Annotated in this window: 22 protein-coding genes; 13 read left to right on the forward strand and 9 right to left on the reverse strand. The window is 70.8% G+C overall.

Annotated features, from left to right (window positions below):
• Window positions 1-26: 26 nt before the first annotated feature.
• Both OHS58_RS29305 and OHS58_RS29310 read right to left on the reverse strand, forming a co-directional pair.
• On the reverse strand, window positions 27-1409 hold the full coding sequence (locus tag OHS58_RS29305) for an amidase (RefSeq protein ID WP_328644691.1): 1383 nt from the start codon (window positions 1407-1409) through the stop codon (window positions 27-29).
• Window positions 1406-2404, reverse strand: coding sequence for a D-2-hydroxyacid dehydrogenase (locus tag OHS58_RS29310; protein WP_328644692.1), 999 nt, complete (start codon window positions 2402-2404; stop codon window positions 1406-1408). The genes OHS58_RS29305 and OHS58_RS29310 overlap by 4 nt, the downstream gene beginning before the upstream one ends.
• A gap of 104 nt (window positions 2405-2508) precedes the next feature.
• Between OHS58_RS29310 and OHS58_RS29315 the strand changes: the two genes are divergently transcribed.
• The 3 genes from OHS58_RS29315 to OHS58_RS29325 are packed head-to-tail and all read left to right on the forward strand — an operon-like array spanning window position 2509 to window position 4767.
• Window positions 2509-3249, forward strand: a complete 741-nt coding sequence (locus tag OHS58_RS29315; protein WP_328644693.1) for a maleate cis-trans isomerase family protein — start codon at window positions 2509-2511, stop codon at window positions 3247-3249.
• Window positions 3250-3308: 59 nt separating this feature from the next.
• Entirely contained in the window at window positions 3309-4055 is a 747-nt protein-coding gene (locus tag OHS58_RS29320) for a maleate cis-trans isomerase family protein (protein ID WP_328644694.1), read from the forward strand.
• 1 nt (window position 4056) lies between these two features.
• Window positions 4057-4767, forward strand: a complete 711-nt coding sequence (locus OHS58_RS29325; RefSeq protein WP_328644695.1) for a GntR family transcriptional regulator — start codon at window positions 4057-4059, stop codon at window positions 4765-4767.
• Window positions 4768-5020: 253 nt separating this feature from the next.
• Here OHS58_RS29325 and OHS58_RS29330 read toward each other — a convergent pair whose 3' ends face one another.
• Genes OHS58_RS29330 through OHS58_RS29340 form a run of 3 tightly spaced genes read right to left on the reverse strand, consistent with a single transcriptional unit; the run spans window position 5021 to window position 8064 of the window.
• Window positions 5021-5485 carry a DUF4262 domain-containing protein gene (locus OHS58_RS29330; RefSeq protein ID WP_328644696.1) on the reverse strand — a complete coding sequence of 155 codons (465 nt, stop codon included), beginning with the start codon at window positions 5483-5485 and terminating at the stop codon, window positions 5021-5023.
• Between the two features lie 60 nt (window positions 5486-5545).
• Complete coding sequence (locus OHS58_RS29335) at window positions 5546-6604, reverse strand: tartrate dehydrogenase (RefSeq protein ID WP_328644697.1); 1059 nt, start codon at window positions 6602-6604, stop codon at window positions 5546-5548.
• Window positions 6601-8064: an NAD-dependent succinate-semialdehyde dehydrogenase gene (locus OHS58_RS29340; protein WP_328644698.1), complete on the reverse strand. Its 1464-nt coding sequence runs from the start codon at window positions 8062-8064 to the stop codon at window positions 6601-6603. Before OHS58_RS29340 ends, OHS58_RS29335 begins: the two co-directional genes overlap by 4 nt.
• A 93-nt stretch (window positions 8065-8157) precedes the next feature.
• Here OHS58_RS29340 and OHS58_RS29345 point away from each other — a divergent pair, with 93 nt between their 5' ends.
• Together OHS58_RS29345 and OHS58_RS29350 are read left to right on the forward strand one after the other, a co-directional pair.
• Window positions 8158-9414 carry an aspartate aminotransferase family protein gene (locus OHS58_RS29345; RefSeq protein ID WP_326958082.1) on the forward strand — a complete coding sequence of 419 codons (1257 nt, stop codon included), beginning with the start codon at window positions 8158-8160 and terminating at the stop codon, window positions 9412-9414.
• A gap of 2 nt (window positions 9415-9416) precedes the next feature.
• On the forward strand, window positions 9417-9914 hold the full coding sequence (locus OHS58_RS29350) for a DUF3830 family protein (RefSeq protein WP_328644699.1): 498 nt from the start codon (window positions 9417-9419) through the stop codon (window positions 9912-9914).
• Window positions 9915-10450: 536 nt separating this feature from the next.
• Here the strand turns inward: OHS58_RS29350 and OHS58_RS29355 are convergent.
• Window positions 10451-11272 (reverse strand): aldo/keto reductase, encoded by an 822-nt coding sequence (locus OHS58_RS29355; RefSeq protein ID WP_328644700.1) that lies wholly within the window; start codon window positions 11270-11272, stop codon window positions 10451-10453.
• A gap of 158 nt (window positions 11273-11430) precedes the next feature.
• On the opposite strand from OHS58_RS29355, the gene OHS58_RS29360 reads away from it, so the two are divergent.
• Genes OHS58_RS29360 through OHS58_RS29375 form a run of 4 tightly spaced genes read left to right on the forward strand, consistent with a single transcriptional unit; the run spans window position 11431 to window position 16066 of the window.
• Complete coding sequence (locus OHS58_RS29360) at window positions 11431-12816, forward strand: FAD-binding oxidoreductase (protein WP_328644701.1); 1386 nt, start codon at window positions 11431-11433, stop codon at window positions 12814-12816.
• The gene (locus tag OHS58_RS29365) at window positions 12813-14372 is read left to right on the forward strand and encodes an acetolactate synthase large subunit (protein ID WP_328644702.1); all 1560 of its coding nucleotides are present in this window, start codon (window positions 12813-12815) and stop codon (window positions 14370-14372) included. The genes OHS58_RS29360 and OHS58_RS29365 overlap by 4 nt, the downstream gene beginning before the upstream one ends.
• Before the next feature lie 42 nt (window positions 14373-14414).
• Window positions 14415-15212 (forward strand): SAM-dependent methyltransferase, encoded by a 798-nt coding sequence (locus OHS58_RS29370; RefSeq protein ID WP_328644703.1) that lies wholly within the window; start codon window positions 14415-14417, stop codon window positions 15210-15212.
• A gap of 47 nt (window positions 15213-15259) precedes the next feature.
• Entirely contained in the window at window positions 15260-16066 is an 807-nt protein-coding gene (locus OHS58_RS29375) for an SAM-dependent methyltransferase (RefSeq protein WP_247057299.1), read from the forward strand.
• Between the two features lie 43 nt (window positions 16067-16109).
• On the opposite strand, the gene OHS58_RS29380 is transcribed toward OHS58_RS29375, so the two are convergent.
• On the reverse strand, window positions 16110-17549 hold the full coding sequence (locus OHS58_RS29380) for an MFS transporter (protein ID WP_442788322.1): 1440 nt from the start codon (window positions 17547-17549) through the stop codon (window positions 16110-16112).
• Window positions 17550-17618: 69 nt separating this feature from the next.
• Window positions 17619-18119 (reverse strand): DUF3761 domain-containing protein, encoded by a 501-nt coding sequence (locus OHS58_RS29385; RefSeq protein WP_326958073.1) that lies wholly within the window; start codon window positions 18117-18119, stop codon window positions 17619-17621.
• 141 nt (window positions 18120-18260) lie between these two features.
• Between OHS58_RS29385 and OHS58_RS29390 the strand changes: the two genes are divergently transcribed.
• The 4 genes from OHS58_RS29390 to OHS58_RS29405 all read left to right on the forward strand — a co-directional run bounded on the left by OHS58_RS29390 (window position 18261) and on the right by OHS58_RS29405 (window position 22936).
• A complete protein-coding gene (locus OHS58_RS29390) occupies window positions 18261-18962 on the forward strand; it encodes an MBL fold metallo-hydrolase (protein WP_328644704.1) in 702 nt (233 codons plus the stop codon).
• A gap of 20 nt (window positions 18963-18982) precedes the next feature.
• Complete coding sequence (locus OHS58_RS29395; protein ID WP_328644705.1) at window positions 18983-20041, forward strand: sensor histidine kinase; 1059 nt, start codon at window positions 18983-18985, stop codon at window positions 20039-20041.
• Between the two features lie 7 nt (window positions 20042-20048).
• A complete protein-coding gene (locus tag OHS58_RS29400; RefSeq protein WP_326944206.1) occupies window positions 20049-20717 on the forward strand; it encodes a response regulator transcription factor in 669 nt (222 codons plus the stop codon).
• Window positions 20718-20830: 113 nt separating this feature from the next.
• Window positions 20831-22936: an MMPL family transporter gene (locus OHS58_RS29405; protein WP_328644706.1), complete on the forward strand. Its 2106-nt coding sequence runs from the start codon at window positions 20831-20833 to the stop codon at window positions 22934-22936.
• Window position 22937: 1 nt separating this feature from the next.
• On the opposite strand, the gene OHS58_RS29410 is transcribed toward OHS58_RS29405, so the two are convergent.
• A complete protein-coding gene (locus OHS58_RS29410; protein ID WP_328644707.1) occupies window positions 22938-24455 on the reverse strand; it encodes a hypothetical protein in 1518 nt (505 codons plus the stop codon).
• Between the last annotated feature and the right edge of the window lie 73 nt (window positions 24456-24528).

The following is a 24528-nucleotide window of genomic DNA, read 5'->3' on the forward strand; positions in this document are numbered from 1 at the left end:
GTGGCCGGGGTTTCACCCTTACGTGGTCAGGCGGGCGCCCACGGCCGCACTTCCTCCAGCAGCTTCGCGACGGCCAGCACGAGGTCGTCCGAGTGCCGCGGCCCGACGATCTGCAGCCCGACCGGCAAGCCCGCCGACGTCTTCCCGGCCGGCACGCTGATCGCGGGCTGCTGGGTCATGTTGAACGGGTACGTGAACGGCGTCCACTCCGGCCACTCGCTCAGCCCGCTGCCCGGCGGCACGTTGTGGCCCGCCTCGAACGCGGGGATCGGGACGGTCGGCGTGATCAGCACGTCGTAGCGCGTGTGGAACTCGCCCATCAGGATGCCCAACGCGGCGCGCTCGGCGGTCGCGTCGAGGTAGTCGCTCGCCGACCACGTCTTGCCCAGCTCCCAGACCTTGCGCAGGCCGGGATCGGTGCGGTCCTCGGACCCCGGCGGGAAGCTGTCGAGCAGCTTCGCCGCGCCGGAGGACCACAGCACGTCGAACGCCGGCTTCGGGTCGGCGAACCCGGGGTCGGTCTCTTCGACGTGCAGCCCGGCGTCGCCGAGCGCGCGCACGGCCGCCGCGACGATCGCGGCCACCTCCGGGTCGACGTCGACGTAGCCGAGCGTCGGCGAGAACGCGGCGATCAGGCCGCGCACGTCCCGCCGGACCGCCTCGCGGAACGACGTCACCGGCGGCGCCAGCGCGGCCGGGTCACGGTGGTCGGGGATCGACAGCACGTCCATCAGCAGCGCGGTGTCGTCGACCGACCGCGCCATCGGGCCGGCGTGCGACAGCGGCCCGAACGGGCTCGCCGGGTACAGCGCGATCCGGCCGTGGGTCGGCTTCAGCCCGACGATCCCGCAGAACGACGCCGGGATCCGCACCGAGCCACCGCCGTCCGTGCCGACGGACAGCTCACCCATCCCGGCGGCGACCGCCGCGGCGCTGCCGCCGCTGGAGCCGCCCGAGGTCTTCGTCGGGTCGGCCGGGTTGCGCGTGATGCCCTGCAGCGGGCTGTCGGTGACGCCCTTCCAGGCGATCTCCGGCGTGGTCGTCTTGCCCAGCAGGACAAGGCCGGCCTCGCGCATCCGCGCCGCGACCGGGCTGTCGACGTCCCACGGCTGGTTCGGATCGATGCTCTTCGAACCACGGACGGTCGGCCAGCCCTGCGTCAGGAACATGTCCTTGATCGAGGACGGCACGCCGTCGAGCAGGCCGATCGGGTTGCCGTCGCGCCAGCGGATCTCGGACGCCTTGGCCTGTTCCAGCGCCCCGTCGGCGTCGACGAGGGTGTAAGCGTTGCACTCGCCGTCCCGGGCCTCGATGGCCTGCAGCGCGTTCTGCGTCGCCTCGACCGGTGAGAGCTCACCGCTCGAGTAGGCGGCGACGAGCTCGCTGGCGGTCAGCATCCTGTCGTTCATCCGGCTCCCTGGTTCCCCGACGGCACGTACCCGAGCGTCTTGTCGACGACGTTGCGCAGCGGCTCCCCAGCGCGCCAGCGGCGGAAGTTCTCGGCGAACACCTCGACCAGCGTGGTCCGCCAACCGATGAAGTCCCCGGACATGTGCGGTGAGAGCAGCACGTCCGGCATGTTCCACAGTGGACTCTCGGGCGGCAGTGGCTCGGTGTCGAACACGTCGAGCGCAGCTCCGGCGATGGCACGATCCGTCAGCGCCGCGACCAGGTCGGACGTGACCACCAGCTCGCCCCGCCCGACGTTCACGAACCGCGCCGACGGCTTCATCGCGGCGAACGCGCGCGCGTCGAACATTCCCTTGGTGTTCTCGGTCAGCGGCGCAACCGCGACGACGTAGTCGGCCTCGGGCAGGTACTCGGTGAGCAGCACGGAGTCGTGCACGACGCCGAAGTCGGGGTCACCGGTCCGGGCCCGGCGCCCGGCGCCGCTCACCCGCATCCCGGCCGCGCACAGCAGCCGCGCGATGGCCCGCCCGATCGGCCCGGTGCCGACGACCACCGCCGTGCGCCCGGCGATCCGCTCGCTCTCGCGGTGCAGCCAGCGGCTCTCGCGCTGCAGGTCGTGCGAGCGCGCGAAGTCCTTGGCGAAGGCGAGCACGACGCCCAAGACGTACTCCGCGATCGCGTCGTCGAAGACGCCCCGCGAGTTGGTCAGGACGACGTCGCTCTCCACGAGCCCCGGGAACAGCACCGGGTCGACGCCGGCGCTGGCGATGTGCAGCCAGCGCAGCCGGTCGGCCGCGTACCAGGCGCCCGGCACGGCCGTCGAGAGGAAGTCGTAGACGAACAGCGCGTCCGCTCCGGACAGCGCTTCGGGCAATCCCGCCGCGTCCGTGTAACGCACGACCGCCCTGGATTCGACTGCACGCATGTCCGGTGGGCGGTGCTCGCCGCAGAGCACGGCCAAGACGGGGGTTTCCCGGGTTTCCGAGGCGATCACGTTGACACGGTAAAAGCGGCTCGTATGATTGTCAACAATCCGAGGAACGACCCCCGGAGCACCGGACGTGTCATCAAGTTCAGACGTATTCCGGAGGCTGAGCCTTGGATTTCGACTTCCTGGCGTTCGAAGGCCCGCTGGCGCAGCGCGGCATCGGGGTGATCGCGCCCTTCGACCTCGCTCTCGAGCGCGAGCTCTGGCGCTGGGTGCCGATGGAGGTGTCGCTGCACCTCGCCCGCACGCCGTACGAGCCCGTGCCGGTGAGCATGGAGATGGCGCGTCTCGTCAGCGACAGTCACCACCTGGCCAGCGCCACCCGGGACGTGCTGCACGTCGAGCCCGAGGTCGTCGCCTACCTCTGCACGTCGGGCAGCTTCGTCAACGGCATCGACTACGAACGCTCGCTGACCAAGGCGATCTGCGACGCCGGCGCGCCGGACGCCGTCACCACCTCGGGCGCGCTGGCCGAAGTGCTGCACCAGCTCGACCTGCACCGCATCTCGGTGCTCACGCCGTACGACGCCGACCTGACCCGGGCGCTGCACGACTTCCTCGGCGAGCTGAACGTCGAGACCGTCGCGAGCGACCACCTCGGGCTGGGCGGCGGGATCTGGAAGGTCAGCTACCGGACCATCGCCGAGCACATCCTCGCCGCCGACCACGGTGACGCCGAAGCGATCTTCGTCAGCTGCACCAACCTCCCCACCTACGACCTGATCGAGCCGCTCGAGACCGCGCTCGGCAAACCGGTGCTCACGGCCAACCAGCTGACCATGTGGGCGTGCCTGCGCCGCATGAACCTGCCCATCGTGGGCCCCGGGAAGTGGCTTCGTGACGTGTCGTGAAGGGTTTCCTTGACCATCCCTCTAGGATTGTCGACAATTTGCGTCTCTCCGGAGGTTCCGTGACCACCATCGGCTTCATCTACCCCGACCACGCGGCCGAAGACGACTACCCGCTCGCCGAGCAGCTGCTCGGCGGGACGGCCGCCGCCGAAGGCGGCATCCGGCTCGCGGTCGAGCACATCTACGGCACCGACAAGCACGCGGTCGCCGAGTTGCTGGACCTCGGCAGCGAGACCCGCCTCGCCGACGGTGCCGCGCTGCTCAAGAAACACGAGCCCGACGCCGTCATCTGGGCCTGCACCAGCGGCAGCTTCGTCTACGGCTGGGACGGCGCCCAGGACCAGATCGACCGGCTGAGAGCCGTCGCCGGCGTGCCCGCTTCCAGTACCTCCTTTGCGTTCGTGCACGCCGCGCGCTCCCTCGGCGTCAAGCGGGTCGCCGTCGCCGCCAGCTACCCGGACGACATCGCCCGGCTGTTCGCGGGCTTCCTCGAGGCCGGCGGCATCGAGGTCGTCTCGATGGCCGCCGCCGACATCGTCACCGCGGCCGAGGTCGGCGCGCTGCCCCCGGAGGCCGTCGTCGAGCTCGCCGTGCGCCACGACCACCCGGACGCCGACGCGGTGCTGGTGCCGGACACCGCGATGCGAACCCTCCAGGAGATCAACACCCTCGAAGCCGCGCTGAAGAAGCCCGTGCTGACCGCCAACCAGGTCACCGTCTGGGAGGGCCTGCGCCTGACCGGGCGGCACCGCCTCGTCCGCTCCCTCGGCGCACTCTTCCGGCATGTGCCGGACCGGAGCGCCTGACATGGCGCTCCCACCGGGCATGCTCCCCGCGATCGAGCCGGTCAGCCGCGAGTCGACGGCCGCCGTCATCGCGCGCCAGCTGCGTGACGCGATCATGACCGGCACCCTGCCGCCGGGCACCCAGCTCGGCGAGACCGACCTGGCCGCCCGGTTCCAGGTGTCACGGGGGCCGCTCCGGGAAGCCATGCAGCATCTCGTGTCCGAAGGGCTGTTGCGCAGCGAACGGCACCGCGGCCTGTTCGTGATCGACCTCGAGCCTGGCGACGTCTACGACATCTACGCCGCCCGCTCCGCGATCGAACGCGCCGCGATGCTGCGCGCCATCCGCGGCGGTGAACGCGACCGGATCGCGCAGGTCCTCGAGCGGACCGTCGTCGAGATGGCGGCCGCCGCGAGCGACGACGACCCGAGCGCGCTTTCGACGGCGGACCTGAGGTTCCACGAGGCCCTGATCAACGCTTCCGGCAGCAAGCGGCTCGTCCGGATGGCCCGGACCCTGCTCATCGAGACCCGGATGTGCCTGACCGCGCTCCAGGGCACCTACCAGCGGGTCGAAGAGCGCGTGGACGAGCACACGAAGCTCATCCAGGCCCTCCGCGAGGGTGACGAGGAGACGGCGCTCGCCCTCCTGGACGCGCACATGGAGGACGCGGTGCAGCGCCTCGCACCGGGCACCAGCCTCGTGGAGGGACACGCCCCACCGGTGCCCTGACGCTCGGCCGAGCACCCGCGCCGCCGGCCCGATCACGCGACTTCCCCGCGCTCGCAACGAGGACGCCCGTGACCGGAGAGCCGACACGTGTGATCGCAGGCGCGACACGCGTGATCGGGGCGTCGGCACGCGTGAGCGCAACGTCGACACGGGTACCAGAGGGGTCGGCTCGCGCACCCGGACGGGCGGCAGGCGTACCTGGACGGACCGCACGGGGACCGGGAAGCAGCCGACCGGCAGCGCGCACCCGCAGTCAGCGGACATGGCGGACCCCCAGGACCGGCTGGCCGCCGTGGCCGTCGCGGAAGTCGGGCGACCAGGGCCAGCGGCCCCGGTCGTCCGCGTGGACCAGTTGCAGCGCCCGGATTTCCGGGCCGTACAACGCGACCGCGAACACCAGGTGCGCCGACGGCTCGGCGAGCGGGACGACCTCGATCAGCGGGCCGCCGCGCAGCGGGATGCGTTCACCGGGCTCGGGTGGCGCCGCGTGCAGCGTATGGCTCGCCACGTCGTTGAGCAGGTTTGCCGCCGCCCGCAACGGAAGCCCGGTGGCGACCAGCTCGGGCAGGCCGTACCCGCTGAGCCCGATCGTGTAGGCCCACGGCGGGTACGGCCCGGCGCTTTCCACGCCCTGCACGAGCCAGCCCCGGTCGGCCACGCCATCGCGAAGCCGTTCCAGGTACCCGGATCTGTCCGGGTCTTCGCACTGCTGACACATCGGTGTCTCCTCCCCCTCGGTGGACTGGGGACCACCGTGCCGGAGGGCACCGACAAAAACTCAGCCCAGTGCTTCGGCCACTGCCGTGCCGAGCCGTTCTGTGGTATCGCTGCCGCCGAGGTCCGGCGTGCGCACCCGGCCCTCGTCGAGCACCCGGTCCACCGCGGCGCGGATCGCTTGCGCGGCAACGGTTTCGCCCAGATGTTCGACCAGCATCGCGGCCGCCAGGATCTGCGCCACGGGGTTGGCGATGCCTTGTCCGGCGATGTCCGGAGCACTCCCGTGGACCGCTTCGAACATCGACGGGGATTCACCCGATGGGTTGATATTGCCGGACGGTGCCATGCCGAGGCCGCCCGTGATCGCGGCCGCGAGGTCGCTCAGGATGTCGCCGAAGAGGTTCGACCCCACGATGACGTCGAGCCGGTCCGGCGCCTGGACCATGCGCGCGGCCAAGGCATCCACGTGCATCTGTTCACTGCGGACGTCCGGGTACTCGGCCGCGACCTCGGCGAAGATCTCGTCCCAGAACGGCATCGAGTGGATGAGCCCGTTGGACTTCGTCGCCGAGCAGACGCGCGAAGACCGCGTCCGCGCGAGTTCGAAGGCGTACCGGATGATCCGTTCGACGCCGACGCGGGTGAACACCGACTCCTGCAGCACGAACTCGTCCGGCCGGCCGGCGTTGTGCCGGCCGCCGATCGCGGAGTACTCCCCTTCGGAGTTCTCCCGGACGATCACCAGCTCCAGCTCCTCGGCCTTCCGCCCGGCCAGCACCGACGTTGTGCCCGGCAGCAGCCGCACCGGGCGCAGGTTGACGTACTGGGAGAACGCGCGCCGCAGCGGGATCAGCAGGCCCCACAGGGAAACGTGGTCCGGGACGCCGGGGAAGCCGACCGCGCCGAGCAGGATCCCGTCGAACGCCGAGAGCTGCGCGACGCCGTCGTCCGGCATCATCGACCCGAGCTGGGCGTACCGCTCGCAGCTCCAGTCGAACTCGGTCCACTCCAGGGAGAAGCCGAACTTCGAAGAGGCGGCGTCGAGGACCTTGCGGGCCTCGATGGTGACATCGACGCCGATGCCGTCGCCGGGGATGCTCGCGATGCGGTAGGAGCTCACAGGGCCACCGCGATGTACTTGGTCTCCAGGAACTCTTCGATGCCGAACGAGCCGCCCTCGCGGCCGAGCCCGGACGCCTTGATCCCGCCGAACGGCGCCGCCGGGTTCGACACGATGCCCTGGTTCAGCCCGATCATCCCGGCTTCTAGCGCCTCGGAGACGCGCAGCGCCCGCTTGAGATCGCTGGTGTAGACGTAGGAGACGAGGCCGAACTCGGTGTCGTTCGCCTTCGCCACCACTTCTTCCTCGGTGTCGAACGCGGAGATCGGCGCGACCGGCCCGAAGATCTCTTCGTGCGTCAGACGCGCTTCCTGCGGGACGTCGGTGAGCACGGTCGCCTGGTAGAAGTGGCCCGGACCGTCCACGCCGGCGCCGCCGGTGAGCACCTTCGCGCCGCGGTCGGTGGCGTCCTTGACCAGCTCGGTCACCTTGGTGACGGCGGCTTCGTCGATCAGCGGGCCGACGACGACGTCCCTCTCGGTGCCGCGGCCCATCGGCAGGGCCTGCATGCGCTCGGTCAGCCGTCGCGAGAACTCCTCGACGACGCCGCGCTGCACGTAGAACCGGTTCGCAGCGGTGCACGCCTCGCCGATGTTGCGCATCTTCGCGAGCATCGCGCCTTCGATGGCCGCGTCCATGTCGGCGTCCTCGAAGACCAGGAACGGCGCGTTGCCGCCCAGCTCCATCGACGTCCGCAGCACCTTGTCGGCGCACTGCTCGAGCAGCTTGCGGCCGACGCCGGTGGAGCCGGTGAAGGAGAGCTTGCGGGCGCGGCCGTCGCGGATCAGCGGCTCCATCACGCCGCCGGAGTCGCTGGTCGTGACGACGTTGAGGACGCCGGCGGGCAGCCCGGCCTCGGCGAGGATGCCGGCCAGCGCGAGCATCGACAGCGGCGTCTGCGCGGCGGGCTTGATCACCGACGTGCAGCCCGCGGCGATCGCCGGGCCGATCTTGCGGGTGCCCATCGCCATCGGGAAGTTCCACGGCGTGATCAGCAGCGTCGGGCCGACCGGCTGCTTGGTGATGAGGAAGCGGCCGGAGCCGTTGGGCGCGGTCGCGTAGCCGCCCTCGATCCGGACGGCCTCCTCGGCGAACCAGCGGAAGAATTCGGCGGCGTAGGCGATCTCGCCCTTCGACTCCGCCAGCGGTTTGCCCATCTCGAGCGTCATGAGCAGGGCGAGCTCGTCCTGGCGCGCCATCAGCAGCTCGTACGCCCGGCGCAGGATCTCGCCGCGTTCGCGGGGCGCCATCTTCGCGAAGTCCGCCTGCGCGGCGACGGCGGCGTCCAGGGCGGCGACGCCGTCCGCCGGGGAGGCGTCGGCGACCTGGCACAGCTCCCGGCCGGTCGCCGGATCCACGACCGGGAAGGACTTCCCGGCCTCGGCGGCGACCCACTTGCCGCCGATGAACAGTTCCTTGCCGACCGCGTCGACGACGCCGGACTCGGTGCTCACGCTCATCCCGACTGCTCCTCACGTGTTGTCCCGAGGGCCATGCTATGGATATTGTCAACAATCGACAACCCACTCAGACCGACCGAGGAGCACGCTGCCATGGCCCAGCTATCTCCGCTGCTCAAGCAGGCAACGCCCGTCGTGGTCGACCACGGTGAAGGGGTTTACCTCTACGACGTCGACGGCAACCGGCACCTCGACTTCACCGCCGGGATCGGCGTCACGAGCACCGGGCACTGCCACCCGCACGTCGTACGAGCAGCGCAGGAGCAGATCGGCAAGCTCGTCCACGGGCAGTACACGACGGTGATGCACCAGCCGCTGCTCGAACTGACCAAGCGCCTCGGCGACGTCCTGCCGAGCGGCCTCGACTCGCTCTTCTACGCGAACTCCGGCAGCGAAGCCGTCGAAGCCGCTCTGCGGCTTTCCCGGCAGGCGACGAAGCGCCCGAACGTCATCGTCATGCAGGGCGGCTTCCACGGCCGGACCGTCGCGGCGGCGTCGATGACGACGTCCGGGACGCGGTTCAGCGCCGGCATCGGCCCGCTGATGGCCGGCGTGCACGTCGCGCCGTTCCCCTACGCCTTCCACTACGGCTGGGACGAGCAGACCGCGACGAAGTTCGCGCTGCGCGAGCTGGACTTCCTGTTCCAGACGGTCAGCGCGCCCAACGAGACCGCCGCGATCTTCGTCGAGCCGGTGCTCGGGGAGGGCGGTTACGTCCCGGCGAACACCGAGTTCATGGCCGGGCTGCGCGAGCGCGCCGACCGGCACGGGATCCTGCTGGTCGTCGACGAGATCCAGACCGGCTTCGGCCGCACCGGGAAGTTCTGGGGGCACGACCACTTCGACGTCTCCCCTGACATCGTGCTCATCGCGAAGGGCCTGGCCAGCGGCTTCCCGCTCTCCGGCATCGCCGCTTCGCAGGAGCTGATGGCGAAGGCGCTCCCGGGCTCGCAGGGCGGGACGTACGGCGGCAACGCCGTTTCGTGCGCCGCCGCGATCGCGACGCTCGAGGTGATCCAGCAGGAGAACCTGGTGGAGAACGCCGCGACGCGCGGGCAGCAGTTGCTCGATGGCGCGCGGCTCGTCGCGGACAAGACGCCGGCGATCGGCGAGGTGCGCGGGCTGGGGCTGCTGGTCGGCTCGGAGTTCACGACCGCCGACGGCGAGCCGGACCCGGCGACCGCGGCGGCCGCGCAGCAGGCCGCGGCCAAGAACAACCTGCTGCTGCTCACCTGCGGGCCGTACATGAACGTGGTCCGGATGGTGCCGCCGCTGGTGGTCACCGCCGAGCAGGTCGACGACGCGCTGCGCATCTGGGGCGAGGTCGTCGCGTCCGTCACCGGGAGCTGAGGATGGCCCGGTACGTCACGATCACCCTCGACAAACGCGGGATCACCTGCCGGGCCCGATTGCTGGACGACGAGGCGCCGCGCACCTGCAAGGCGGTGTGGGACGCGTTGCCGCAGAGCGGGTCCGCCTACCACGCGAAGTACGCGCGCAACGAGGTCTACACGCTCGTGCCGCCGTTCGCGGAGCCGAAGCCGGGGCGGGAGAACCCGACGATCACGCCGATCCCCGGGGACGTCCTGTACTTCGGCTTCGAAGCGTGGGAGATCGGCAACCCCGCGTACGGCTACGACGACGGCAGCGAGGCCCACAGCGACCAAGGTGCGACCGACCTCGCGATCTTCTACGGGCGGAACAACCTGCTGATCAACGGCGACGCGGGCTGGGTGCCGGGCAACGTGTTCGCCACGATCGAGGAGGGCCTAGCCGAGATGGCGGCCGCCGCGCAGGACCTCTGGCTACGGGGTGTCGAGGGCGAGACGCTCTCGTTCGCGCGAGCCTGAAACCCTTATCCGCCAAGGGGACGCCGGGTGCGAATACCGCACCCGGCGTTCCTTTTTCACGCCTTTCGCCACTCGAAAGGGTGATCGTCGGAGTTTCACCTTTCGTGGCCGGTGATCACCAGATCGAGCTACGCGACAGCCCAGGTTGCCGGATCAAGCCCGGCATCACCGTCAGTGATGATCGGTCCAGTTGCTACCCAGAGTGGTTGACCGCCGACCAGGGCACCCCGGCGGCAAACACGAAGGGATTACGTGTTTAGCATGGGAAGATTCCGCGACGGCGGGATTCCCGGAATTCGGCTCTTTGACAGGTCGCCAGCACGGTGAAAACCTGATTCAGCTCCTCGCGAGAGCAACTCCAGGGAATCAGGAATCATTCATTAAGGAGCCTTTCCATGCAGATGTTCGCCCAGCACGCGCACCACGCCCACGACATCCTCACGGGCGTTCTCGCGCACCTGGCGCACGTCCTCGGCTGGCTGGTCTGACCTAGGCGACCGAACGGCCCGGTCGCGGGAAACCGCGGCCGGGCCGTTTCACGCGCTCGCGGACAGCCGCACGAAATCGTCGTCGGAAAGCTCGATTGCCGACGCACCGCAATTCTCTTCGAGGTGTTCGAGCGACGACGTCCCGGGAATCGGGATGACGACCGGGGACCGGCGCAGCAGCCAGGCGAGGGACACCTGAGCGGGTGTCGCGCCGAGATCGGCCGCGACCTTTCCGAGCACCCCGCCGGCCGTCGCGTGCCCACCGTTGGCGATCGGCAACCACGGGATGAACGCGATCCCTTCGCGCGTGCAGTGGTCGAGGACGTCGTCGGACGCCCGGTCGGTCAGGTTGTAGCGGTTCTGCACGCTCGCGATGGGCGGGACGGCCCGGGCTTCTTCGAGCTGTGCGACGCTCACCTCGGACAGCCCCACCCGCGCGACCTTGCCCTCCTCCCGCAGCCGCGCGAGCGCACCGACCTGGTCCGCGAGCGGCACCTGCGGGTCGAGCCCGTGCAGCTGCAGCAGGTCCAGGCGGTCGACGCGCAGGCGTCGCAGCGAAAGCTCCGCCTGTTGCCGGAGGTACTCGGGCCGGCCGAGCGGGACCCACTCGCCGCGGCTCGGGCGCGCGTGCCCGCACTTCGTCGCCACGAGCAGCCCCGGGTACGGGTGGAGCGCCTCGGCGAGCAGCTCCTCGTTCCGCCCCAGGTCGTAGACATCGGCGGTGTCGAAGAACGTCACGCCGAGCTCCGCCGCCCGGCGCGCAACGGCCGCACTCCCCGGCGGAACGTGGTCCCACTCGGTCAGCCGCATGGCGCCGAACCCCAGGCGCTGCACGGAAAAGCCGTCGTCGAAGGTGTACGTCGATGTCATGCCGGAAGCCTCGCCCCGCCGGCCGTCACCCACCAGAGATTTAGCCTGAGCTAAATTCTGACCCACCCATCCAAATGTGAAACATCTTCATAGCGGCGTACTGGCGGTACGTACTACGCTGCGGTAACCACAGCAACGGCGCGGAGGAGAGACTCTCGATGGGCGACGTGGCGGCACAGCTGGCCGAGATCGTCGGGGACAAGAACCTGCTCACGGGCGAGGCGATCTCCGAGGACTACGCGCACGACGAAGCGCTGACGGCGGAGCCGCAGAAGCCCGCGTACGTCGTGAAGCCGGCAACGGCCGAAGAAGTCGCGGAGCTGCTGAAGGCGGCTACAGAGCACAGCATCCCGGTGACGGCACGCGGCTCCGGCAGCGGACTGTCCGGCGCCGCGCGCCCCCGCGAAGACGGCCTCGTCATCTCTTTCGAGCGGATGAACTCCGTGCTCGAGATCGACACCGGCAACCACGTCGCCGTCGTGCAGCCCGGCGTCACGCTCGCCGAACTCGACGTCAAGACGGCCGAAGCCGGGCTCAGCTACACCGTCTACCCCGGCGAGCTGAGCGCGAGCGTCGGCGGGAACGTCGGCACCAACGCCGGCGGGATGCGCGCGGTGAAGTACGGCGTCACCCGCAACAACGTCCTCGGCCTGCAGGCCGTGCTGCCGACCGGCGAGATCCTCCGCACCGGCGGCAAGACGTCGAAGGTGTCGACCGGCTACGACCTCACCCAGCTGATCATCGGCTCCGAAGGCACCCTCGCGCTGGCCACAGAGGTCATCGTCAAGCTGCACCCGCGGCTGACGCACGGCGCCACCGTGCTCGCGCCGTTCGGCAACTTCGACCAGGTCATGGCCGCCGTGCCGGAGATCCTCTCCAGCGGGCTCGCGCCGCACATCCTCGAATACATCGACAACCTGACGATGGCGGCGATCGTCTACAACGAGAAGCTCGAGCTCGGCGTACCGGACAAGATCCGCGAGACGACCGAGGCGTACCTCGTCGTCGCGCTGGAGAACCGCGAGGCGCAGCGGCTGGAGCAGGACGTCGAGACCGTCGGCGAGCTACTCGGCGAACTCGGCGCGACCGACGTCTACGTCCTCGACGGCGGCGCCGCGCGCAAGCTCATCGAAGCGCGCGAGAAGGCCTTCTGGACCGCGAAGGCGGCCGGCGCCGACGACGTCATCGACGTCGTCGTGCCGCGCACCGCGATGCCGGAGTTCATCAAGAAGGCGCGGGAGCTCGCGATGGCCGCGGGCGGCGGCGCGATCGGCTGCGGGCACGCCGGCGACGGCAACGTGCACCTCGGGATCTTCTGCAAAGACGGCGACAAGCGGAAGCAGCTGCTTACCGACATCTTCGCGCACGCCATGGAGCTGGGCGGCGCGATCTCCGGCGAGCACGGCCTCGGCCGCACCAAGGCGAGCTACTACCAGGAACTCGAAGACCCGGCGAAGATCGCGTTGATGCGCCGGATCAAGCAGAGCTTCGACCCCGCCGGGATCCTCAACCCCGGCGTTCTCTTCACCGAAGGAACCGCATGAGCGAGCTGAACGGCGCCCAGTCCCTGATCCGCACCCTGGTCGACGCCGACGTCGAAGTGTGCTTCGCGAACCCCGGCACGTCGGAGATGCACTTCGTCGCCGCGCTCGACACCGTCCCGGAGATGCGGGGCGTGCTCGCGCTGTTCGAGGGCGTCGTCACCGGTGCCGCCGACGGTTACGCGCGGATCGCCGGCAAGCCCGCCGCGACGCTGCTGCACCTCGGCCCGGGCCTCGGCAACGGCCTGGCGAACCTGCACAACGCGCGCCGCGCGAACACGCCGATCGTCAACGTCGTCGGCGACCACGCGACCTACCACAAGCAGTACGACGCGCCGCTCGAATCGGACATCGAGTCCATCGCGAGCTCGCTCGAAGGCTGGGTGCGCCGCTCGGAGCACACCAAGGACGTCGGAGCGGACGCCGCCGCCGCGGTCGCCGCGGCGCAGGACGCGCCCGGCCGCGTCGCCACGCTGATCCTCCCCGCGGACGCTTCGTGGGGCGAAGGCGGCGAGACGTGCGCGCCGATCCCGCCGCGCGTGCCGCAGGCGGTGGACGCGACCACGATCAAGGACGTCGCCGCGGTGTTCGGCACCGGCGAACCGGTCGCGCTGCTGATCGGCGGCGCCGCATGTCACGAAGAAGGGCTCCGCGCCGCCAGCCGGATCGCGGCCGCGACCGGCGCGAAGGCGTTCGTCGAGACGTTCCCGTCCCGGCTCGAGCGCGGCGAGGGACTGCCGACGATCGAGCGGCTCGGGTACCTCGCCGAGCAGGTCACCTACCAGCTCGACGGGATCAAGCACATCGTCGTCGCCGGCACGAAGGCGCCGGTGTCGTTCTTCGCCTACCCGGGCAAGCCGAGCGACCTGGTGCCGGAAGGTGCCCAGGTGCACACGCTTGCGTCGCTCGGACAGGACGTCACGCGCGCGCTGACCGAGGTCGCCGACCTCGTCGCCGCGGACACCGAGCCGGTGCTGCAGCAGGCGTCCCGGCCCGCCCTGCCGAGCGGCCCGCTGACCCCGCAGAACTGGGTCGACGTCATCGGCGCGCTGCTGCCGGAGAACGCGATCATCGCCGACGAGGCGAACACGTCCGGCCTGATGCTGCCGACGGCGACGGCGGGCGCGCCGCACCACGACGTCCTGACGCTGACCGGCGGCGCGATCGGCTACGGCATGCCGGTGGCGACCGGCGCGGCCGTGGCGGCGCCGGACCGTCCCGTGCTCAACCTGCAGTCCGACGGCAGCGCGCTCTACACGATCTCCGCGCTGTGGACGCAGGCGCGCGAAAACCTGAACGTGACGACGGTGCTGCTCAACAACCGCGCGTACGCGATCCTGCGGCTGGAGCTGCAGCGCGTCGGGGCGCAGGGCGGCCCGAAGGCGAACGAGCTGCTCGACCTTTCGCGGCCGGACATGGACTTCGTGAAGATCGCGGAGGGCATGGGCGTGCCCGCGACCCGCGCGACGACCGCCGAGGAGCTCGCCGAGCAACTGCAGCGCGCGTTCGCCGAACCAGGGCCGCACCTTATCGACGCCGCGGTGCCGCCGTTGCTCTGAACCGGGCTATCCTCGCCGTCGAACCGACGGCGAGGAGCGGCGATGACCGACCAGCACGCGCAGCGTGGCATCGACCTCGAGCGCCCGAACGCGGCACGCGTGTACGACTACATGATCGGCGGCAAGCTGAACTACGCCGTCGACCGGATGTTCGCCGACCAGGTCCTGGGCGTGCTGCCGAACGCGCGGCACATGGCGGTGGTCAACCGGGCGTGGCTGCGCCGGGCCGTGCGGTTCGGCGCGGAACAGGGCATCCGGCAGTTCCTCGACATCGGCTCGGGCATGCCGACGGTCGGGCACGTGCACGAGGTCGTCCAGGGGATCGACCCGGAGTCACAGGTCGTGTACGTCGACAACGAGCCGATCGCCGTCGCGCACAGCGAGATCGTGCTGGAGGGCAACGACAACGCGGCCATGGTGCAGGCCGACGCCGAGTACGTGGACGACGTGCTGGAGCACCCGACGACCGAGTCGATGCTGGACTTCGACCAGCCGGTGATGATCATCATGGCCGCGTTCGCGCACTTCATCCCCGACTCCCGCGATCCGGCCGGCCTGATCGCGCAGTACTTCGACGCGTTCCCGTCAGGCAGCTACCTGGCGTTGTCGTCGGGCACGTGGGAAGGCCAGGGCGAGGAGTCGCAGCGCTCGGTCGCGCTGTACGAGAAGAGCGGCACGCCGCTGACCCTGCGCTCCCCCGACGAGATGCGCGCGCTGGTGAACGGGTTCGAGATCCTGCCGCCGGGTGTCGTGTTCACGCCGGAGTGGCGCCCGGACGGGCCGCTCGAAGACCCGCCCGCGCTGTCCGGCGGTCTGTCGCTGGTGGCTCGCAAGGCCTGACGCGGGCCGGGCTATTCTCGCGTCACACCTGAGCCCGGGAGCGGCGGATGACCGAAGACGAACTCGCTAGGCGCGGCATCGACCTCGACAAGCCGAACGCCGCGCGCGTGTACGACTACATCCTCGGCGGCGAGCTGAACTACGCCGTCGACCGGATGTTCGCCGAGCAGGTGCTGACGGCGCAGCCGAACGCGCGGGAGCGCGCGCAGCTCAACCGGCAGTGGCTGCGCCGCGCGATCCGGTTCGGGATGGACCAGGGCATCCGGCAGTTCCTCGACATCGGTTCGGGCATGCCGACCGTGGGGCACGTGCACGAGGTGGCGCAGGCCGCCGACCCGACGTCGCGGGTCGTCTACGTGGACAACGAGCCGGTCGCGGTCGCGCACAGCGAGATCGTGCTGGAGGACAACGAGAACGCGGCGATGGTGTACGCCGACGCCGAGTTCCCGGACGACGTCCTCGAGCACGACACCACCGAGATGATGCTGGACCTGGACCAGCCGGTGATGGTGGTGATGGCGCTGTTCGTGCACTTCATCCCGGACGAGCGCGAACCCGCCCGGCTGCTCGCGGCCTACCGCGACGCGCTCGCGCCCGGCAGCTACCTGGCGCTGTCGTCGGCCACGCACGAGCGGCAGAGCGACGAGACCGCGCGCGCGGTGGCGATGTACAAGAAGAGCTCCAACCCGGTGATCCCGCGCTCGGCCGACGAGCTGCGAGCCCTGGTCGACGGCTTCGAGATCGTCGACCCCGGCGTCGTGTTCATCCCGCAGTGGCGCCCGGACGCCGCCGACGACATGCCGGAAGACCCGACGGAGTGCGGCGGGCTGGCGCTGGTGGCGCGCAAGAACTGACGGCGTGCGCCGCGGGTCCGGGTTTCGCCACCCGGACCCGCGGTTACGCGACGCCGACCAAGACCGGCGCCACCTTCGTCTTCGGTACCAAAGCCGCCAGCGCGACGCCCGCCAGTGCCGCGCACGCCGCCACCGCGAACGTCGCGCGGAAGCCGCCCAGCGACGGCACCGCCAGGCCGCCGACGCTGATCGTCAGCTGGGCCAGCATCGCGGCCATCACCGCGCTCGAGACCGCCGTGCCGACCGAACGCATCAGGGCGTTCAGGCCGTTCGCGGACGCCGTTTCGGTGACCGGCACCGAGCCCATGATCAGCGCGGGCATCGCCGCGTACGCGATCCCCACGCCGGCGCCGATGATCACCGAGGCCGTGATGAGCTCGAGCGCGTTGTCCATCAGGACGATCGCGAACGCGTAGCCGACGGCGATCACCAGCGCGCCGCTCATCAGCGTCGGACGCGGGCCGAACCGGGTGATGAGCCGTGCCGACACCGGCGAGAGCAGCATCATCACCAGGCCGTTCGGCGCGAGTGTGAGCCCGGACTCGACCATGGTCTGACCGAGCCCGTAACCGGTCGACGACGGGGCCTGCAGCAGCTGCGGGAACGACAACGCCATGGCGTACAACGCGAAGCCGACCATGATCGACGCCAGGTTCGTGAACAGCACCGGACGGCGGGACGAGACGCGCAGGTCGACCAGCGGGTCGCGGCGGCGCAGCTGGTAGGCGCCCCAGCCGACCAGGATGACGACGGCCAGCGCGGCCAGGCCGAGCGTCGGCGCGCTGGTCCAGCCCCACGTGCCGCCCTTCACCACGGGCAACAGCAGGCAGAGCAGGCCTGCGGCCAGGCCGAACGCGCCGAAGTAGTCGAACGGCGCGGGCGTGCGCAGCGACGACTCCGGCACCACCGTGAGGATCAGCAGCGCGCAGGCCAGGCCGAGCCCGGCGGCCGTCCAGAACAGCACGTGCCAGTCGGCGTTCTCGGCGACGAGCGCCGCGACCGGCAGCCCGATCGCGCCGCCCACCCCGAGCGTCGCGCTCATCAGGGAGATCGCGCCGCCGACGCGTTCGGGCGGGAGCTCGTCGCGCATGATGCTGATGCCGAGCGGGATCACGCCCATCGCGCAGCCCTGGAGCCCGCGGCCGAGGATCTGGAACGCGAGCGCGCTGGTCGTCGCGGACACCACGGAACCGGCGATGAGCACGGCGAGGCTGATGAGGATCATCCGCCGCTTGCCGTAGAGGTCCCCGAGCCGGCCGCTGACCGGCGTGATCACCGCCGCGGCGAGCAGCGTCACCGTGACCACCCACGACGCGTCGGCGGCCGACGCGTGCAGCAGCTTCGGGAACACCGGGATCAGCGGCACGACCAGGGTCTGCATGAACGACGCCACCAGCCCGCACGAAGCGAGGACGACGACGATCGCGCGGCCGGACCCTTCGGGACGGGACACCACACCCCCAGATGTGTAGTTAGTACGCATCATGCAACTTCATGCACTGTACCTACGTGCTGGGGGATTCCGATCCATTCGTGCTCGATGCCGCACATCTCACAGCCAGGTGCGCACTCCACCGTGCCCCGAGCAGGTCCCGGAGTGGTTCTGGCTGTAGCTGTAGGTGCCGTCCTTGCAGAGGGCTGTCGCGCCTGCGGGGCTGCTGCCGGGCCGGTGCACGCAGTTGCCGTCCACGTTCCGGTAGTAGTCGGCACCGCACGCGGCCGGTTGCGGCGCGGGCTTGGCCGTGGTCTTCGGCGCCTGGGCCTTCGCCGCGGTCGTCTTCGGCGCGACGGCTTTCGGCGCGACGGCCTTGGGTGCGACGGTGTTCGGCGCGGCCGGAACCGTCGTGGCGACCGGCACGTCGGACGTCGTCGGCAATGCGGAGGTGGCCGGCGCTTCGGTCGTGACCGGAACGGAATACGTCGGCGTCGAATAGCTCGATGTCGTCGGCGCGATCACCCCGACGTTGCCGGTGTCCTTGTACTGCTGCGGACCCGCGCCGCAGCCCGCGACCAGCAGTCCCGCCGCCAGGACCAACCCGAGCTTCTTACCCACTGCCACTCCTCAGCCAAGCGAATCAATGCCGCCTAGTCGGTGACCGGAAACCGTTTGTTACAGCGAAAATCGCACGCGAAGTCCGTTACGCTGTGAGCAAATCCCGCCCCGCACCCACGTGCTCACCTCTAATCTCGCGACATGGAGCTCGTCGAGATCACCCCGCGGCTGCACCTGATCCGGGACGCCTTCGTCCAGGCCTACCTCTGGCAGGACGACGACGGCCTGACGCTGATCGACACCGGCCTCGCCGGCTGGGCGCCCGGTGTCACCGCCGCGATCCGCTCCGCGGGCCGCGATCCCGGTGAGCTGCGCCGGATCGTGCTGACCCACTACCACTCCGACCACACCGGCGCGGCCGCCGATCTCCGCGCCGCGGGCGGGATCGAGGTGCTCGCGCACGGGGCGGACGCGCCGGTGGTGCGCGGCGAGCAGCCCGCCACCCCGCCGGTGCTGCTCGACTGGGAGCGTCCGCTGTACGAGCAGACCGGCGCCGAGACCAAGGGGCTCACCGGGCCGCCCTGCGTCGTCGACCGCGAACTGGCCGACGGCGACGAACTCGGCTTCGGCGGCGGCGCGAAGGTCCTCGCGATCCCCGGGCACACCGACGGCAGCATCGCGATCCACCTACCGGCGCACGGCATCCTGTTCACCGGCGACTCGGTCTCGCAGATGGACGGCGTCGCGATCCCCGGCGTGTTCAACACGGATCGCCCGCGCCTGCTGGCGTCGTTCCGCAGGCTGGCCGCGCTGGACGTCGACATCGCGTGCTTCGGCCACATGGATCCGTTCACCGAGCACGCCGGCAACCGCTTGCGCGCCGCTCTCGACGGGCTGGCCTGAATCCGCCCTAGACTCGCCGGATGTCCTGGTTACGGCGGTACGCCGCCGAACTCGCGGTCACCGTCGCCGTGCTCGCGGGCTCGCTGTTCGCCGTTCTCAGCGACACCGCGGAGCCCGGGAACCACGTCGTGCTCGGCTGGGTGCTGACCATCGCCTGCTGCGCCGCGCTGTTCCTACGCCGCCGGTACCCGCTGAGTGTCGCCGGGTTTGCGCTGATCTGCTGCGCGCTCTACTACCCGCTCACCGATCCGGACGGGCTGGTGCTGCTGGCCTTCGCCTACACGCTCTACACGGCCGCCGCGGCCGGACGGATCCGCGGCGCCGCGCTGCTGGTCGTCGCGGCGATGGCGGGTGTCGTGGTCGGCGAGATCAGCTCGCGGTCCGGGCGGCACGTCGACAACTTCGCGTTCTTCCTGATGACGGGCTGGTTCGTCGCGCTGGTCGCGGGCGGCGCGGTCGCGCACTTCCGCGCTGCGGCCGAGCGCACTCGCGCGGCCGAAGCGCGGACCGACGAGCGTCTCCGCATCGCGCGCGAGCTGCACGACGCGCTGGGCCACCACCTCGCGCTGATCAACGTCCAGGCCGGCGCCGCGCTGCACCGCCGTGATCCGGAGCAGGCCGAAGAAGCGCTCGCGGCGATCAAGGACGCGAGCAAGACGGCGTTGCAGGAGCTGTGCGCGACCCTCGGCATGCTGCGCCAGAACAACGTGCCCGCGCTTTCCCGCGTCGCGGAGCTGGCCGAATCCGCCGGTGCGTCCGGGCTGACCGTGCGCACCGAGATCGACGGCGTCGCCCGGGACCTGCCGCCGGACGTCGAGCACGCCGCGTTCCGCGTCGTCCAGGAAGCTCTGACGAACGTCGCGAAGCACGCCGCCGCGAAGACCGTCGTCGTCCGGCTGGGCTACGGCGAAACCGAGCTGTCCGTGCAGGTCGACGACGACGGGCGCGGCGGCACCGCCCCGGCGGGCAACGGCATCCGCGGCATGACCGAGCGCGCGCGGGCGCTCGGCGGCGAAGTGACCGCCGCGCCCCGTGAAGGTGGCGGCTACCGCGTGCGTGCCCGGCTTCCGGTGCGATGATGGGCCGATGATCCGGGTCCTGCTCGTCGACGACCAGCGGCTCGTCCGCGCCGGCTTCCGGTCCATTTTGGACGGCGAGGACGACATCGACGTCGTCGCCGAAGCCGCCGACGGGCGCGAAGCCCTGCAGGCCGCGCACGACCACCGCCCGGACGTCGTGCTGATGGACATCCGGATGCCGGTGCTCGACGGCCTGGCCGCCACCCGGCACCTGCTGGCCGATCCGGGGATGACCGGCACTAAGGTCGTCATCCTCACCACGTTCGACCTCGACGAAGACGTCTACGGCGCCCTTCGCGCGGGAGCGAGCGGGTTCCTCGTCAAGGACACCGAGCCCGCCGAACTGATCCACGCCGTGCGCGTGGTCGCCCGCGGGGACGCGCTGCTCGCGCCGTCCGTCACGCGGCGGCTGATCTCCGAGTTCGCCGCGCGCGTCACCCGGCCGACGCCGTCACCGGCGCTCGACCGGCTCACCGACCGCGAACGCGAAGTGCTCTCCCTGGTCGCCGCCGGCATGTCGAACGACGACATCGCGCGCGAACTCACGCTCAGCCCGGCGACGGCGAAAACGCACGTCAGCCGCATCATGACCAAGACCGGCGCGCACGACCGCGCCCAGCTCGTCGTCCTCGCCTACGAGTCCGGCGCGGTGACGCCGCGCTGGCTCACCCCCTGAGCCGTACTCCCGCGGGAGTACGGGAAAGGCCTTAAGGGACACCGCTGGGTGCACGCGAAGTGCCCTCCGGAGCGCGACGCGCAGTAGGCCCGCACTCGCGATTCTTGTCCACCATGGACACCATCACCCGCACCACCGGCGGCCGGCTGGCGCGCCTGGCCGGCTGGGCGCAACGCCACCGGTGGCTCGCCGTCGCACTCTGGGCCCTGGTCCTCCTCGCCGTCACGTTCACCTCCCGGCTCACCGGGAGCGCCTTCCACGACGACAACTCACTGCCGGGCACCGAGTCGCAGCAGGTCGTCGACCTCCTGAAGACGACCACGCAGTCCGGGGCGGACGCGCAGATCGTCTTCAAGTCCGACAGCGGGCTCGCCGCCAGGCGTGCAGCGGTCGATAACGCTCTGGCAAATGTCCGATTGCAGCCGCACGTGCGGTCGGTGACCGGCCCGTTCGACAGCCCGGCGACGCTCTCGCGGGACGGCCGGATCGGCTACGCGACCGTCGCGTTCGACGCCGCGTCGGCCGACCTCCCCTACGACGACATCGTCAAGGTCGTCGACACCGCGAAGGCGGCCGACGGCGTCCAGGTGGCGCTCGCCGGCGACCCGATCAAGCGGGTCTCCGAAGGCGGCGGCCCGGCGGAGGGCGTCGGCCTGCTCGCCGCGCTGGTCGTGCTCGTGTTCCTGTTCCGCTCGCTGCTCGCGGCGGGACTGCCGGTCATCACCGCGGTGTTCGCGGTCGGCAGCACGCTCGGCGCGATCACGCTCGTCTCGCACTACGTCGGCATCGCGAGCTACACGTCGCCGCTGATGATGCTGGTCGGGTTCGGGGTGGGCGTCGACTACTCGCTGCTCATCTTCTCCCGCTACCGCGGCGAGATCCTCGCCGGCCACGACCGCGACACGGCGGCGCGTCGCGCGCTCGACACCGCCGGGCGGTCGGTGCTGTTCGCCGGGACGACGGTGATCATCGCGTTGCTCGGCCTGCTCGCTCTCGGACTCGGCGGGCTGCGGGGCGTCGCGCTGGCCGTCGCGCTCACCGTCCTCATGACGATGCTCGCGTCGGTGACGCTGCTGCCCGCGCTGCTGTCGCTGTTCGGCAAGCGGCTCGAACGCGGCATCCGCAAGCACGCCGTGAAACGCTCGAAGGGGGCCGGGCCTGGAGCGAAGCCCCAGGTGACACCGCGCGAGCACGGCAACGCCTGGCGGCGGCTCGCCGACGGCGTCCAGCGTCGGCCGCTGGCCGCGCTGGCGATCGGCCTGATCGTGCTCATCGGCCTGGCCATCCCGGCCGCGGGCATGCGGCTCGGCTTCGCCGACTCGGGCACGGACCCCGCCGGAACGACGACGCGCGAGGCGTACGACCTGATGGCCGAAGGGTTCGGGCCGGGCTTCAGCGGACCGCTCGCCGTCGTCACCGAAGACGGCGATCCCGTCGCGCTGCAGCAACGGCTCGCATCGACCCCCGGGATCGCCCGCGCGCTGCCGCCGACGGGCCTGACCGTGCTCGCGTTCCCGACGACGTCTCCCCAGGACGAAGCGACCGCCGAACTGGTGACGCGCCTGCGCACCGAGGTCCTGCCGTCCCTGCCGGGGCACTACCTGGTCGGCGGTTCGGTCGCGGCCGCGACGGACTTCGCCGACGCCGTCGCCGACCGGCTGCCGCTGTTCGTGCTGGTCGTCGTCGGGCTCTCGGCGTTGCTGCTGATGGTCGTGTTCCGCTCGATCCTGATCCCGCTGAAGGCGGCGCTGCTGAACCTGCTGAGCATCGGCGCCTCGCTCGGCGTGATGACGCTGGTGTTCGGCGACGGCTGGTTCGGCGCGCAGTCCGGCCCGATCGAGGCGTTCGTGCCGGTGATGATCTTCGCGATCGTCTTCGGGCTGTCGATGGACTACGAGGTGTTCCTGGTGTCGCGGATGCACGAGGAGTGGCGGCGCACCGGCGACGCGCGCCTCGCGGTGCGCGAAGGGCTCGCCGCGACCGGCGGCGTGATCACCGCCGCCGGCGCGATCATGGTGCTGGTGTTCGGCGCGTTCCTGCTCGACCCGTCGCGGATGCTGGCGCAGTTCGGGCTCGGCCTGGCGGTGGCGGTGCTGCTGGACGCGCTGCTGATCCGCTGCCTGCTCGTCCCGGCGATCATGCGCTTGCTCGGCGCGCGGGCCTGGTGGCTGCCGCGCGGACTGGACCGGCGGCTCCCGCACGTCGCGCTGGAACCGTGACTCAGAGCCGCGTCGCCACCGCGGCGGCCAAGCTCCGGGCGGGGGCGCACAGGTCTTCCGGCCGCGCGTCGCTCTTGTCGACGTCGACGACCGCCAGCTCGTCCGTCTGCTGGTGCTTGGTGTCGACGTAGGTGCGGTAGACGATGGTCACGGTGCAGCTGGTGTCGCCGCGCTCCCGCGCCTGCACCCGGGCGGAGTAGCGGCCCAGCTGCACCGGCGTCCCCGGTTGCCGGATCTCGGCGGCGGTCCGGTCGAACAGGACCTTCACCAGCCCGGGCCGGTCGGGGTAGCTCCAGTCGCACGCCCAGTTCGCGAACCCGGGAATCCGCTCCACCGGACCGGCCCCGAGCGCCTCTGTCGTCGCCGCGGTGTCCAGCAACGCGCAGGCGTCCTTGCTCGCCAAGGAGCCCGCGGGGAGCTGGCGCCGCGGGATCTGGCCGCGTCCCAAAGCCGTCCGGGCGCGGGCGGCGACCGCTTCGGCCATCCCGCAGAAGTCGTGCTTCGCCGCAGGGTCGCCGTCCGCGCCGACAACCACCTGAGTCCCGGCGTCCGGCAGCAGCAGGATCCTGGTGCAGTGGCCCGGCTCGGCGGACGGCCGCTGGACGCCGAACCCACCATCCCACTGGACCGGCAGGGGTTCTCGCGTCCCGGTGGCGAGTTCGACGCTGACGTCGACGTAGTCCGCGCGGTCGCCGGACGGGTACACGAGAGCGTCGCAGCGATTGAAGTTCCCGAAGTCGTCCGATTGCTCGACCACGCCGTAGCCGCCGAGAGCGTCGGGAAAGGTCACCGCGCAGGGGTCCGCGGTGCGCGGCGCGCCCACGATCGACTCGCCGGGCGCGGCCGCCGGACGCGCGGGAGCGAACACCGCACCGGCGACGACGAGCGCCGAGGCCGCGCCGGCCACCGAGCCCCACAGCCACGCCGGAGTCCGCGCCGGCCTCGGCGGATACGACGCCCGCGGCAGCGCGAACCAGGCGGCTTCCGAGGTCTCCTTCACCTGCACGCGGCACGGCCGGTAGGTCTCGGCTTCCGTGCTGTGCCGGACGACTTCGGCGTAGAACCAATCGGACGTGATGAGCGCGAGTTCGCCTTCGGATCCGGCCAGCGCCGCCTTCAGCTCGGCCGCGTCGAGCAGGCGGAACGCCTTGGTGATCGCCGGCGAGGTCGCTCCGCGGGCGTCGTGGACGACCTCGCCGGCGTGCAGCGCCGCCCGGATCCGCATCCGCGCCTGCTCCCGCTGACCGGCGTTGTACCGCCGGATCCGCTCCGCCAGGACGTGCGGAACGCGCTCCACGAAAACCGACTTGGGCACCGACGCGGGCGCGAGGAGGAAGAAGCCGTCGCCGGTCCCCTCGCACCGCAGTTTGCGCCAGCGCACGCCGGATTCACGGAACGCCACCTTCAAAGCCCGGTACAGACCCGTTTTCACGGCGAGGAGATCGGGCGTCGTCCGCTTCTCGGCGCCGTAACATTGCACGTCGACCACGAAGATCGTCCGATGAACGGGTTCTTTCACCTCTCCGGAACTCCTTCGTGCCGTGGCAGGAAAATCGAGACAGTACCGGCCACGGCACGAGAGCTGGATGCAT

Source organism: Amycolatopsis sp. NBC_00348 (assembly GCF_036114655.1).
Lineage (GTDB): Bacteria > Actinomycetota > Actinomycetes > Mycobacteriales > Pseudonocardiaceae > Amycolatopsis.